Origin of the sequence: Citrobacter rodentium NBRC 105723 = DSM 16636, from assembly GCF_021278985.1 — a bacterium.
In the GTDB taxonomy this organism is placed as follows: Bacteria; Pseudomonadota; Gammaproteobacteria; order Enterobacterales; family Enterobacteriaceae; genus Citrobacter_A; species Citrobacter_A rodentium.
Genome location: NZ_CP082833.1, coordinates 3,963,052 through 3,975,423 on the forward strand (window position 1 = coordinate 3,963,052; position 12,372 = coordinate 3,975,423).

Annotated in this window: 12 protein-coding genes and 1 pseudogene; 7 read left to right on the forward strand and 6 right to left on the reverse strand. The window is 49.7% G+C overall.

The annotated features are described in order from the left end of the window. Positions 1–26: 26 nt before the first annotated feature. Positions 27–761: a MerR family transcriptional regulator gene (locus K7R23_RS18760; RefSeq protein WP_024132660.1), complete on the forward strand. Its 735-nt coding sequence runs from the start codon at positions 27–29 to the stop codon at positions 759–761. A 4-nt stretch (positions 762–765) separates the two neighbouring features. Here K7R23_RS18760 and K7R23_RS18765 read toward each other — a convergent pair whose 3' ends face one another. Continuing rightward, complete coding sequence (locus K7R23_RS18765; RefSeq protein ID WP_024132659.1) at positions 766–2,136, reverse strand: glycoside hydrolase family 10-like protein; 1,371 nt, start codon at positions 2,134–2,136, stop codon at positions 766–768. 229 nt (positions 2,137–2,365) lie between these two features. Here K7R23_RS18765 and K7R23_RS18770 point away from each other — a divergent pair, with 229 nt between their 5' ends. The 4 genes and pseudogenes from K7R23_RS18770 to K7R23_RS18790 form a co-directional block, all read left to right on the forward strand. Next, a complete protein-coding gene (locus tag K7R23_RS18770) occupies positions 2,366–2,674 on the forward strand; it encodes a hypothetical protein (RefSeq protein ID WP_012905795.1) in 309 nt (102 codons plus the stop codon). A gap of 131 nt (positions 2,675–2,805) precedes the next feature. After that, entirely contained in the window at positions 2,806–3,141 is a 336-nt protein-coding gene (locus K7R23_RS18775) for a NirD/YgiW/YdeI family stress tolerance protein (protein WP_012905794.1), read from the forward strand. A gap of 201 nt (positions 3,142–3,342) precedes the next feature. Further along, the gene (gene yjjJ / locus K7R23_RS18780; protein ID WP_012905793.1) at positions 3,343–4,647 is read left to right on the forward strand and encodes a type II toxin-antitoxin system HipA family toxin YjjJ; all 1,305 of its coding nucleotides are present in this window, start codon (positions 3,343–3,345) and stop codon (positions 4,645–4,647) included. Between the two features lie 329 nt (positions 4,648–4,976). Continuing rightward, positions 4,977–5,295, forward strand: a pseudogene (locus tag K7R23_RS18790) (helix-turn-helix domain-containing protein); the annotation flags it as partial. A gap of 109 nt (positions 5,296–5,404) precedes the next feature. Here K7R23_RS18790 and K7R23_RS18795 read toward each other — a convergent pair. The 5 genes from K7R23_RS18795 to K7R23_RS18815 all read right to left on the reverse strand — a co-directional run bounded on the left by K7R23_RS18795 (position 5,405) and on the right by K7R23_RS18815 (position 10,170). Next, the gene (locus tag K7R23_RS18795) at positions 5,405–6,439 is read right to left on the reverse strand and encodes a hypothetical protein (protein WP_012905791.1); all 1,035 of its coding nucleotides are present in this window, start codon (positions 6,437–6,439) and stop codon (positions 5,405–5,407) included. 276 nt (positions 6,440–6,715) lie between these two features. After that, entirely contained in the window at positions 6,716–7,417 is a 702-nt protein-coding gene (locus K7R23_RS18800; protein WP_012905790.1) for a creatininase family protein, read from the reverse strand. Positions 7,418–7,421: 4 nt separating this feature from the next. Further along, positions 7,422–8,378 carry a GntR family transcriptional regulator gene (locus tag K7R23_RS18805; protein WP_012905789.1) on the reverse strand — a complete coding sequence of 319 codons (957 nt, stop codon included), beginning with the start codon at positions 8,376–8,378 and terminating at the stop codon, positions 7,422–7,424. 47 nt (positions 8,379–8,425) lie between these two features. Then, positions 8,426–9,931 (reverse strand): sodium:solute symporter family protein, encoded by a 1,506-nt coding sequence (locus K7R23_RS18810; protein ID WP_024132658.1) that lies wholly within the window; start codon positions 9,929–9,931, stop codon positions 8,426–8,428. Further along, positions 9,928–10,170 (reverse strand): hypothetical protein, encoded by a 243-nt coding sequence (locus K7R23_RS18815; RefSeq protein WP_012905787.1) that lies wholly within the window; start codon positions 10,168–10,170, stop codon positions 9,928–9,930. The genes K7R23_RS18810 and K7R23_RS18815 overlap by 4 nt, the downstream gene beginning before the upstream one ends. 134 nt (positions 10,171–10,304) lie before the next feature. Here K7R23_RS18815 and K7R23_RS18820 point away from each other — a divergent pair, with 134 nt between their 5' ends. Together K7R23_RS18820 and tam are read left to right on the forward strand one after the other, a co-directional pair. After that, positions 10,305–11,462 carry a DegT/DnrJ/EryC1/StrS family aminotransferase gene (locus tag K7R23_RS18820; protein WP_012905786.1) on the forward strand — a complete coding sequence of 386 codons (1,158 nt, stop codon included), beginning with the start codon at positions 10,305–10,307 and terminating at the stop codon, positions 11,460–11,462. 148 nt (positions 11,463–11,610) lie between these two features. Then, positions 11,611–12,372 (forward strand): trans-aconitate 2-methyltransferase, encoded by a 762-nt coding sequence (tam, locus tag K7R23_RS18825; protein WP_012905785.1) that lies wholly within the window; start codon positions 11,611–11,613, stop codon positions 12,370–12,372.

A 12,372-nucleotide genomic window follows, 5' to 3' on the forward strand; every position in this document is an offset into this window, starting at 1 on the left:
GTATGGCTTTTGGTGAGAGGGACTCTATGGCTTTTTACAGTATTGGTGACGTGTCAGAACGCTGCGGGATAAACCCGGTCACGTTACGCGCCTGGCAAAGACGCTATGGATTACTGAAACCGCAACGCAGTGAGGGCGGACATCGTCAGTTTGACGAAGAAGATATCCGACGTATCGAAGAGATCAAGCGCTGGATAAAAAGCGGCGTGCCTGTCGGGAAGGTCAAAGCGCTGCTTGAAGATAATCAAATAGCACAGCACGACGGCTGGCTGGCGTTGCAGGAAGAGATGATGTCTCTGTTACGCCGTATTAATCCCGATAAGCTGCGGATGCGCATCGCCGAGCTGGGTGAAACCTGTTCCGTAGACGATATTATCGATCATATTTTTGTCCCGGTTCGCCAGCGCCTCAATCTTGAACAGGCAACGGCGCGGATCATGGGAAGCTTACTGGACGGCGTGCTGATTGATTATGTCGTGGTGTGCCTGAACAATGTCCGGCAGTGCACCGATCCTGATAAAGACGCTTTTCTTCTGGCCTGGGATACGGACGATCGGACGCGTCTCTGGCTTGAAGCCTGGCGTTTATCCGTCCAGGGCTGGAATATTCACGTGCTTGCCGAACCGCTGGAGTCGCCGCGGCCAGAGATGTTCCCCGGCCAGCAAATTTTTGTCTGGGCCGGCAAGGCGCTCTCCAGGCGACAGCAGGAGCAGCTGACCAACTGGCGTGAGCAGGGCTATACCATCGCCCTGCATACCTGAGGTGTTAATTATTCAGCATTTTAGCACTAACGGAAGAGGGTGAGTTTTGCATTGCCCAGCGGCTTCGCAGGTAGGTAACCGCCTGCTGCGTTTGCGGCTGATTGAGGTTATTTTCTCTGAACAAAATCGTGCCGGTAATCTGCGGTACAGCGTCATTTAAATCGAGCTGTTTTTTCAGTTCAGGCACTCCGCCATTCACCATCCAGTCCGGCTCATTTTTTGACGGCTCGCCCACCTTGTACAGCGCCACGCCAATGTAAAGCCGGGTTTTGGTCGGTTTTACCACCTCTGCCCACCATTTTGCCAGCACGTCGTAACGCGCCGCATCACGCGAGAACGGCCAGTACAGCTGCGGCGCAATGTAATCCAGCAATCCTTGCTGTACCCAACGACGCGTATCGGCGTATGACTCATCGTAGGCGGCGGCGCCACGCGTATCTGAACCAGCGGGATCGTGCGAGCGGTTACGCCAGACGCCGACGGGACTGACGCCAAACTCCACCTGCGGATTGATCTGGCGGACGGTGCGGGAAACCTGTGCGATAAGCAGCTCGGTATTATGACGCCTCCAGTCGGCTTTGCTGTGGAATCCCTGACCGTAACGCTGCCAGGTGAGATTGTCATTCAGCGCTGAACCCGGTGATTCGGCATAGAAGTAATCATCAAACTGCACGCCATCGACCGGATAGTTTTTCACGACTTCAGCCACGATACTGGTGATCCAGTCGCGCACCTCCGGAATACCCGGATCGAGAACATAACGGTCGCCAGCGGTGCGAATCCAGTCCCGGTGCAGTACAAAAACGCTTGCGGGCTGAAGCGAAACCGTGCGGTTCAGTTCCGCCACGGTGGAAGAGCGGGTATTCACCGAAACGCGGTAAGGGTTAAACCAGGCGTGAACGCGCATACCCCGTTTATGCGCTTCGTCGAGCATAAACCGTAGCGGATCGTAGCCGGGATTTTCACCGATATTGCCGGTGAGCATATCCGACCACGGTAAAATAGTGGAAGGCCAAAGGGCGGTGCCGTCAGGTTTTACCTGGAAAAAAACGGTGTTAATGCCCAGTGACTGTAAGTTATCGAGCTTATCGGTCAACGCTTTTTTCTGCATCGCAGCGCGGGCGCTTGCGCTGTCGACATTAATCGACGCTATCGGCGGCCAGTCGAGCCGGGAAACCGTCGCCAGCCAGACGCCGCGAACAGGTTCATTCAGTTTTTGCTGCTTTACCGGCGAAACCGGCGTCGCGGATGGCGGCGTTACCAGCGAAGCAGGGGGTTTTGCAGTACAACTTGCCAACAATAGCGTGGCGGCAATCAGCGCGCTGATTTTATTAACGTGAGTCGAAACGAAAAAGTGACGAGAAGAGATATCCATATACATCAGGTTACCGGTTAGCTCGGAGTGAAAATATTGTGGTCCGATTCCGGACTAAGTCAAGGAAGGCCGCCAGGTAAATGCGAGGGTGTGGCAATTGTTGTACAAGGTGGCTGGCTAACCGCACCAGCTCGTTCGTCGCATCATGGTTTCCACTCAGGAGAGGAAGCGACTTCTCAAACTGCTACAATAAAGAGCAGGGTCGTTTATCAGCCAGATAAGAGGATATATGAATAAAAAGAAAAGTGCGTTACTGATCGTTATTGCTTTGCTCCTGGGGGGCGCGATCGGATATACCGTTAACAGCATGACCGTATCGAAGTACAACACGATTAATACTACCTGTACTCTGATTAACGTCGTAGTAGACAATCATATTGTAAAACCGGAGCAGGTTGTTGAACTGGGCAGACTGACAAAAGAAAAGCTGGGCGATTCACAGTCTGCAAGAGCATTCAGCCTTAGTGATGAACAAATTAAATCTGCCTCTGAGTCGTCGAACTGTTCACAGTTTATGGTCGGGATGAACCAGCCTTAATTATTCAGTAGCGGTCAGAAGATGCAGACTTTTTATTGGGCAAATGTCTGAATTACCTGATTTCTCCTTATTTCCTCCCATTTTATAGAGTACATTCCGATGACTTCTTTGGGGGAAATGGAGTTATACCAATGAACGTGTTAAAAAAAACCATCCTGCTTTTGGCTATCAGTACATTCTGTTCAGGCGTAATGGCGAATGAACATTCCGTTTCGACAACGGTCGCTCAAGTCAAAAAAATGCCTGATGATACCAGGGTTACGCTGGAAGGCAGGATTACCGGTCGGGCAGGTGACGATGATGATGAATTCTGGTTTGCCGATCGTACCGGACGCATTCGTATCAATATCGACGATGAAGATGATTATGGTCGGCTGAGCGGAAAATCTGTCCGTATTACGGGCGACGTAGATCGCGACGATCGCCATACTGAAATTGACGTTGATTATCTGAAGATACTTAACTAGCAGATACACTGCACCACGAACTGAACGAACCGGCCGGATAGTGTTGGCCGGTTTTTTTTTCGTTTCTTCAACCGGAAAAAAACAGGGAAGGGAGCCCAGCCGTTCATTTGAACCCGTATCAGTATCCTGCGAAGATGACATGCATTAAAACAACTGATAAATTAGCTATTCACCTATCTATTCATTAAGTGATTCATCGCCATGACAAATCGATCTGATACGATACGCCAGTGGTTACGGCAGGGACCCACAACCGCAAGGCAACTTGCTGATATTATGGGAATTAGTCAGCCTACTGTGTCCCGTGAGTTAAAAGCACTTGGCGATGATGTTGTTCGCATTGGCTCTGGACCATCTATTCAGTATGCCTCACGCGATGCTTTCCGCGGGTTTCGTTCCGCCCCTATTTATCGGATAACGGAAGAGGGGCAGGTAAAACCATTGGGCAACCTTATTCCGGTTCATCCTGGCGGATTTGTCATGGCGCAGGCAGACAAAGTCTGTCTCTATAGCGACGGGCTACCGTGGTGGCTGTTTGACATGCGACCGCAGGGATATCTTGGGCGGGCCTATGCATTAACCTGGTCAGCCGAGCTTGGCCTGACGCCTGATCCAGAGGACTGGACAGACACTGATGTTATCAGAGCCTTGCTGGCTCATGGTCACGATGCCGTGGGAAATCTGTTAATAGGAGAACAGGCAAGGAATCAGTTTCTGGAAATGCCGTTGCCCGATCCGGTTGATCGCGCGACAACCTATCCCACGCTGGCGCTGGCTGTCAGCTCCGGTGAAGCTCCCGGTTCATCTGCCGGCGGCGAGCAACCAAAATTTTGCACTTATACAGAACGTGGCCACGTACTGGTGAAATTCACGGCTGCAGACGATAACCCCATAAGCGAGCGCTGGCGCGATCTGCTACAGGCTGAACATCTTGCGCTGAAAGTGCTTGGCGTGGAAACCGAGGTGTTTGATTTTGGAGGGCGGCGCTTTCTTGAGATTCCGCGCTTCGACCGCGTAGGCCCGCTGGGCCGTATCGGTCTCTTTTCTTTACGAGCGCTGGAGGCAGAGTTTGTCGGTCGGGCGAGAGAACCCTGGCCCATTCTGGTTAATGAGCTGGTAAAGCAGGAGCATGTTCATCCTGATGCCGCCATTGCCACAGCGCGGCTTTGGGCGTTTGGCATGTTGATTGGCAATACCGACATGCACCACGGTAATCTGTCATTTATCAGCTGTCACGGTCGTCCATACCAACTTGCGCCAGCCTACGACATGCTGCCAATGGGTTTTGCCCCGAAAACAGGTGGCGAAATAGTGAATACGCTTCGACCGGCAACATTGCTTGATGCAATCAGCGGGGAGATCTGGCAGGAAGCACTGATGCTGGCTGAAAACTTTTTTGCTTTGGCCAGTGAGTCCAGTCGCTTCTCGGACAATTTTGGCCAATGTCTTGCAGCGTTGCGTAGTCATCTTGACGAGGCCAGGTCGCGTATAGCTCGCCTGGGGTAAAAATCGGACGACACTATTTGGTTTAGTTTCTAATGTCTAAAATTACGTAAGGTTGCCTGTGGGGGGTTTAATCCGCCAAATGCATTAGCTGGTTCTCTTCAGTATGTGTTTGCCAATGCAGGAACACATACTGAAGTTATTCGTACTTAATCCATGAAACAGGGCTGGTAGGGTGGTTACTAACTCACAGGAATCCCGGACTGTTAATCTCAAATTCAATTTAACATAATATACATTATGCGCACCAATATTATTATGGCAAAGTTGTAATGTCCGCTCTGGGCTAAGTTAAAATGTCCGTCACGTAGACTCACCATCCCCGACTCAAAATAATTCAGGACGTTGTCGTCCGGCGTCTGACCACACTGATGGCCGCGCAGCGTCTGGGTATTTCCGATCGCCAGTGCCGACGCCTTCTGTCGCGTTACCGTGAATCTGGCCCGCTTGGTATGGTTAACCGCCGTCGAGGAAAACCCAGCAATAACCAGCTGCCTAATGGCCTTGCACAGTACACACTCAATATTATCCGATCGCTATACCGACTTTGGGCCGACGCTGGCGTGTGAGAAACTCGCAGAACTGCATGATGTTCACCTGTCCAAAGAGACGGTCCGTTCACTCATGGTCAAAGCCGGTCTCTGGACCCCCGCAAACAACGTGTGCCAATTTAATCGCATTAAAGTATCAGGTTGGCCATCAAGCTATGGCCAACCGGAATACTTTTCCCTATTCTGCGTATCTTGCCGTTATTAAAATGTTAAAGCGAAAAATAATCAAGCATTTTCATTTGTAACTGATCGACCTCTACATCGTAATCAGGGAAGAACGATTCAATTATTTCTCGAATGCTATTATCGATAGTGTTTTTCGAAATTAAGGTTTTAATAAATTCTTTATCTTTATCAAGCAACAACAGCCCAATCACAATGCCAAACTTAGGCTGTATTTCATGAAAAACCAAATTACCCAAGTCAGAGAATCTAGTTTTGATTTCCTCAATCTTATTTGCAACGAAACTTCTCCCATAATTCCCTGTAGAATCAAATATATCATAGGAATTGATAAGTTCTTTCAAGCTTGCCGATTTAATAATTTCATTGGAATCTAGTTCAGCAAGTTCAATGTTATGTTCTAAACAATAATGCAATATAAGTATTGCTAAATAAGTAAAGACAAATGCCCCGCATGAACCGATTCGTAAGGAAGGGGAGCCGTATTCAGACAAATATTTAAATTGGCAGTAATAAGCAATTGCTTCTCTAAAAGTCGCATGGCCAAGTAATAAATTATCGTCATTTAATGAGCGTGAAATTGAATAATCAGCAGCGTGCCCTACTTCATGAATTAAGAGGTCAGTCGAAATAACCCCATTCGAGTCATGATAAGTGAAAATGTGATGATTCTCATCACCACATGCCCAGCAAGATCCCTCTGAGTGCTCAACCAAGGAATTATCCAAATGATGCCATTGGATCTTGTCAAGCTTTATGTCTAACAATTCTTCGACATATTTACGCGAAAATTGAAACTCAGTTTCGGTTATATTATTATTTAAAGCGGATACATCTAGTTGTTGCCATAGTTTTAGGAGTTTATATGGCAGATTTACATTTTCGATAACTTTTATGAACTGGTTAACAGAATTTCCTAACTTAAGATTAACCTCTTCATTTGTATTCTTTAAAGCTCGAAAGTATTCAGTCTTAAGTTTCAGGTCTGACTGTCCTTTGCATAAAGACGTTATGAGTATCTTTTCAGCATTATAAAGCTCGATTCTTTCCTGTGAGTGCATTTTGTATCCTTTAATGAAGAACGTTTTTTAGGTGTGATGCTACTGTGTAGAAAAGTAACTTTTATCACCTTATGTTCAGGATTTCAATGCAGAGCACAGCACTTACCTTGACCTAGCTACCCTCCTCCCAGATGAGCACCTCTCCAAGAAGTCTGGTCAGTGATGCTTTTGCTAGAATAAAAGCTAGCCATCATTTTTTGGACAGTTTTATTTTCCATTTTCTGAAAACACCGGAAAACAGAGCGGCCCGCAGCCGCTCGCTGGATTATCCGGAGATTACATCCAACCGTTTTCCAACAGCGCAATGGTTTCACGTTTTGCGATTTCCCAGATTTGCTGCATCTCTTCATCGCTGCGCTGATAATCTCCACCGTAGTTGCCATCGCCAATATATTTTCTGACCTCGCAGTCAGGAAGCTGGGCCAGACGGGGAATATGCAACGCTTCTTTCTCTTCATTAGGTAACACAACACCTGCCAGTCGCGTCCATGGGAAATTCTCCATCCAGGAAGCATGGCTGGCGTTGCTCGCAAACTGCTTTACCTGCTTCATGGTTTCGGGGGCTGCCCACCAGTTATGTAACTGTACGCGGGCGTCAGGATGCTGATTAAGCCAGTTGTGAATTTGTGGCTGAACCGGGCTATTACCGCCGTGGCCATTTAACAGAAAAATACGGCGAAAGCCGCTCTGATACAGGCTCTCCAGCAGATCGTTAATTAAAGCGTTATAGGTTGCTGGCTGTAGATTGATGGTTCCCGGGAAGGCAGTGAAATAAGGCGCCATGCCAAACGGCAGCCCAGGGTAAACCGGGATATCAAGCTGCTCGCCTACCTCTGTTGCCAGTCGTGAAGCCAGAATATGGTCGGTACACAGGCTAAGATATGCATGCTGCTCGGTACTGCCAAGGGGAAGAATGACCCGGTTGTCCTGCTTTACTTTTTCCTCAACCTGGAACCAATTCATAAGTTGAATTTGCATTTCTTTATCCTTTTTTCTGAGCATATTGGTGTAAAGCTGGCAAGAGGCTCTCTCGCAGATAACGGGGTTCAGGCGTGTGGCGATATTCGAACATCACTTCCGCAGCCGGAAATTGTTGGAGATAGCTATGGCAGCCCGTACTGTAAATCACTATCTGCCTGGTTTTCAGCGCCTGTGGTAAATCGTCATCGTCCAGAGTGATAACGCTGATTTCTCCCAAATGTGGCGCGAAGCTTTTTACACCCTCCAGCATCGCCGGGATAAAATTCTCGAAGCGAGAAACCAGCAGTACCTGACTATCTGCGGGCAGCGCGGCCAGTTGCATACGCGTATTTTCCGACGGCAGAAGATAAGGGGCAAAGACTGGAATCTTGTCGGCCAGTCGCTGGCGCAGGCGCGGAATGCAGTGCGGGATCGTGATATACAGTGCATAGCTTTCCAGCGCTGTGTCCTGTAATTCATCAAACTCATGGAAGGTAAAACTGTCAGCCTGCAGACCGAGATTGAGCGTCTGCTGAATAGTCTCAAGATAGCACTGATTAATACGGTTTGAGTTGCCGACAAAGGCAACCTTAAACGGTAGTGTTAGTGTCGCAGAAGGATCCTGATTCAGTAGCCCGATAAAAAACGACGGAGAGAGGCCTAACCCCTCCCCGTCCGCGAGCAGTTGCTGAAAGCGCTGGCGCAGCTCTGTAACCTGATTATCAAGAATCTGCACCTGGCGCTCGTGAACCACATAAGTTCCTTTACCGGGAATAGTTTCAATCAACCCCATCGTTTTCAATGCATTATAGGCGTGGCTGACGGTGAGCTGCGCGACGCCCAGCGTTTTGCTTAACGCCCGTACCGATGGCAGCGCCGCATCCTGATGGAAAGTGCCAGCCATAATGCCATATTCAATAGCACCGACGATTTGTGCCTGCAGCGAAACAGGCAATGTCTTGTCGATTGATATTTTCATCTATTCCTCAATGATAATTAACGGGCTTGCTCGCTGACACGACTGTTTTACACCCCGGGCGTTGTATTTCTGAAGAGACTAAAATGCCTCTCCAGCGTAGCCACTGTTGCCGGTGTGGTCATCATGCTGATGGCGATCATCACCACCATTGTAAACGCCCAGCAGACGATAAGCGGATCGAAGCCAAAAGCAAGCCCAGGCCACCACAGTTTCATCGCCACATAAACAACTTCGCCGATAATGACCGAACAAATTGCGCCTGCGCGCGTGGCTCTTTTCCAGTACATCCCAAGGATGACCGGTGCAACCCAAATTCCCAGGCCGCCAAAGGCAAAGCGGATCAAAGAGAAAATACCGGCGGGCTTCATAATACCGATGATCACGGCTGCGACACCGACAATAATCGTAAACCAGCGGGAGAGTTTTAGGATCTGCTGCTGTGTGGCCGCAGGATTAAACATATTCTGGTAGATATCGCGCGTGATCCCACCGGTACAAACCACCAGTAACGCGGAAATGGTGGACATTCCCGCAGAAACGATACCGGTTATCAGCAGCGCGGAAATCCACGGTGAGACATTTTGTTCAAGAATGAGTGGCACAATGAAATCCGCGTCTTTCTTTGTCAGGCCGTGAATAAACGTTGAAGCATTGACGCCGGACCATTCAATCATCGTGGCGGAAAACAGCATACCGAGCGTTCCAAGAATGACGGCCTTAAACATCGTACGATAGCTGTTCATTGTGAAGAATTTAGTAAATAACGTAGGCTGACCGATAGTAAAAAAGCTCCACATGACGATCATCGAGACGTAGGTCTGCCACGGAAAATCATTATTTGTGCCCGGATGCGTCAGGTGCGTTGGCATTGTTTGCGCCATTTTGGCAGTGATGGCCTCCATACCGCCGCCCGCCTGGACCGAGACAACAAAAGTAACAACCGCAGTGGCTACCATCAATGCGCCCTGCAAAACATCGGTCATCATGGCGCCGGTCATGCCGCCCGTCATGCAGTAGAGCACAACGATAACGCCCATTGCGACAACGCCAATCCACTCAGGCAAACCGGTGAAGGTATGTAAAATAACGCCAGCACCGACGGTTTGCGCACCCATCATCGCCAGCAGGAAGATAATCGACATCACCGCATGAAGACCGCGAATAGCCTGAGATTCGTAGCGATCGGAAAGATAGTCGCTCATGGTCAGCATGTTATAGCGGCGTCCCAGCAGCATCAATTTACGACCGACAAACAGAACCGGAATAATCATTGAAAAAGCGAGTCCCGGCACCGAGACACTCATTCCGGCGAACCCGGTACTGTAAGTCATGGCTGGAACGCCCATAAAGGTGCTCATACTGTACTGGCTGGCGAAGTAAGCGAAGCCGCCGACAACAGCTCCCGCTTTACCGCTCATTACCAGAAAATCGCTCAGGAATTTTGTCGAACGAGCGGCCTGCCAGCCAATAAAGCCAAGCAGTAATAAGAACAGGATCAGCGTGGTGTAAAACGGGATCGGCTCCGGGTGCAGCATTTCTGAAAGATTGCTCATTCCAGTTCCTCCAGCACGCTATCCTGGTATTCCGGGCGTTTCAGACACTGATGGGCATAAATAACAATGAGCGCCATAACCGTTATACCATGTGCCAGCCATCCATACACAAAAACCGGCACTCCAAACCATCCGGGAACATACTCTGTATTAAAGAAAAATGGCAATGGCAGCATCACAAGAAGATACATAACCATAAATATTGCCAGCCATTTTCTTTCAAAATAATCACTTATCATTAGCGCTAACTCCCCTGTAACATAGTGACTGTGTCATCATTGCTGTTGTGAATTGTTTTTGTTGTGTTATACCTGTTTATAACAGGTGTTTTAAAAAGCATCAATATCATTACTGATTACAGGGAATATAAACTATGGAAATGTTGCCGTTTCGCCATCGCGTCCCTTTGTTGAATATGAGTCTGTCTCAGGAAGAAGATGAGTGTGCGGCGAATTGGTTAGCGAAGAACGACACAAAGTGGACGGGTAAGGATAATATCCAGCGCGTACATCAACAGATTGCCCAAAGCTGGCAGACGCCGTGGGTTGCCAGCTTTATGGGCGGCCGGGCCGCCCTCTTCGCCATTATTCGTACGCTGGGACTGAAGCCCGGTGAGCAGATCCTGGTACCCGCGTTCACCTGCCAGTGCGTTGCTAATGCGATTAGCTACAATGGCGTTGAAATTCAATTTGTTGATATTGAGACGGATACTTACGGCATGTCGGCGCAGGCGCTAAAAAAGAAGCTAACGCGGCGCACGAAAGCCATTCTTATCCAGTACACGTTTGGTCTGGTATGCCGGGATATCGATGATCTGCTGTCGATTGCTCACCAGTACGGACTCTGGATAATTGAAGATTGCGCGCATGCAACCGGGGGAAAATGGCGGGACAAGCTGCTGGGCACCCTGGGCGATATTGCTTTTTTTAGCAGCGAACGCTCGAAAATCGTCAACACGCTGCACGGCGGTTGGGTTATTACTGCCAGTCCATTGCTTGGCGAACGGCTACAGGCGGTATATCAACAAACCCCGGATGCCGATCCGGACTATATTCGCCGTCTGTTACTGACCTTGCGCCATGCCTGTGCGGGTCAACAGAAGGTGTGTTTGCCAGTTGAATGCGATCCTGTGCCCCAAATGCAGCAGGCGGAATTAGCAGGGATGTTTACTGCGCAATATAACTGGCGGATGGCGGAGCCCGTTGCTGAGCTTCTTGGCCTGCAGCTGGCAAAGCTTGAGCATATTTTGCATCGCCGCCGCCAGGGCGCTGCTTTCTGGCAGCAGTGGGCGCGGGAATATGGTTTCAGGCAACCGGTGGTTCGGGAGGATGCTCAAAATACCTGGCTACGTTTCCCGCTACTGCTGACGAAGCCGAAAGCGGCAATGAGAGGAGAGCTGGAGAGACTGCTGAACGTGGAAACCGGCGTCTGGTTTACCACGCCGATTCACCCCCAGCCATGTGAACTACCGGAATGCCCGGAAGGCATGAAAGCATCGAAATACTGTATTAACCTTCCGACATGGCTCTGAGGTTCTTCAGTACCGCCGGTTATCCAGCTCAGGGCCGTATACTAACGGCCCGAATCACACATGGCGAAACCGTAAAATATCAAAGCTGAGCGGTGATGTTAAACTTATAGCTCACCTTTAAACCGTCCTGATGATGAGAGCGTTGCCGATGTCTGACTGGAATCCTTCGCTTTATATGCAGTATAGCGCCGAACGTTCAAGACCTGCGGCTGAACTACTGGCCCGCGTGCAACATGAGCGAGTTATCGCTGCCGTTGATTTGGGCTGCGGCCCAGGCAACAGCACAGCCTTGCTGCATCAGCGCTGGCCTGATGCGACAATCACCGGCGTGGATACCTCGCCTGCGATGCTGGATGAAGCGCGAAAAAGCTTACCGAGTTGTGATTTTATCGAAGCCGATATTGGTGTTTTTCATCCCGTCACGTCGCCTGATGTGATTTACGCCAACGCATCTCTACAGTGGCTACCTGATCACTACACGCTGTTTCCGCGCCTCGTCTCCCTGCTTAACCAGCGTGGCATACTGGCAGTGCAGATGCCGGATAATACGCTGGAGCCGTCGCACGTGCTGATGCGCGAAGTGGCTTACGAACTGAACCAAGCCCATCGCGGGCGTGACACCCTGCCCGGCGTTCATGCCTACTATGACATTCTGAGCGAAGCCGGTTGCGAAGTGGTGGATATCTGGCGCACCACCTATTATCACAAGATGCAATCCCATCAGGCAATTATCGACTGGGTTAGCGCGACGGCGTTGCGGCCCTGGTTGCAGGATCTGAATGAGCACGAGCAGAAACGGTTTCTTGCCCGCTATCTTCAGCTTTTACAGGAGCAGTATCCGCTACAGGAAGATGGACAGATACTGCTGGCATTTCCGCGACTGTTTATCGTCGCCCGACGTCTGGCGTAA

Bases quoted from the DNA above. Each gene is read 5' to 3' on its own strand.
- K7R23_RS18760 (WP_024132660.1), top strand. From the start codon at position 27: ATGGCTTTTTACAGTATTGGTGACGTGTCAGAACGCTGCGGGATAAAC.
- K7R23_RS18765 (WP_024132659.1), bottom strand. From the start codon at position 2,136: ATGGATATCTCTTCTCGTCACTTTTTCGTTTCGACTCACGTTAATAAA.
- K7R23_RS18770 (WP_012905795.1), top strand. From the start codon at position 2,366: ATGAATAAAAAGAAAAGTGCGTTACTGATCGTTATTGCTTTGCTCCTG.
- K7R23_RS18775 (WP_012905794.1), top strand. From the start codon at position 2,806: ATGAACGTGTTAAAAAAAACCATCCTGCTTTTGGCTATCAGTACATTC.
- yjjJ (WP_012905793.1), top strand. From the start codon at position 3,343: ATGACAAATCGATCTGATACGATACGCCAGTGGTTACGGCAGGGACCC.
- K7R23_RS18795 (WP_012905791.1), bottom strand. From the start codon at position 6,439: ATGCACTCACAGGAAAGAATCGAGCTTTATAATGCTGAAAAGATACTC.
- K7R23_RS18800 (WP_012905790.1), bottom strand. From the start codon at position 7,417: ATGCAAATTCAACTTATGAATTGGTTCCAGGTTGAGGAAAAAGTAAAG.
- K7R23_RS18805 (WP_012905789.1), bottom strand. From the start codon at position 8,378: ATGAAAATATCAATCGACAAGACATTGCCTGTTTCGCTGCAGGCACAA.
- K7R23_RS18810 (WP_024132658.1), bottom strand. From the start codon at position 9,931: ATGAGCAATCTTTCAGAAATGCTGCACCCGGAGCCGATCCCGTTTTAC.
- K7R23_RS18815 (WP_012905787.1), bottom strand. From the start codon at position 10,170: ATGATAAGTGATTATTTTGAAAGAAAATGGCTGGCAATATTTATGGTT.
- K7R23_RS18820 (WP_012905786.1), top strand. From the start codon at position 10,305: ATGGAAATGTTGCCGTTTCGCCATCGCGTCCCTTTGTTGAATATGAGT.
- tam (WP_012905785.1), top strand. From the start codon at position 11,611: ATGTCTGACTGGAATCCTTCGCTTTATATGCAGTATAGCGCCGAACGT.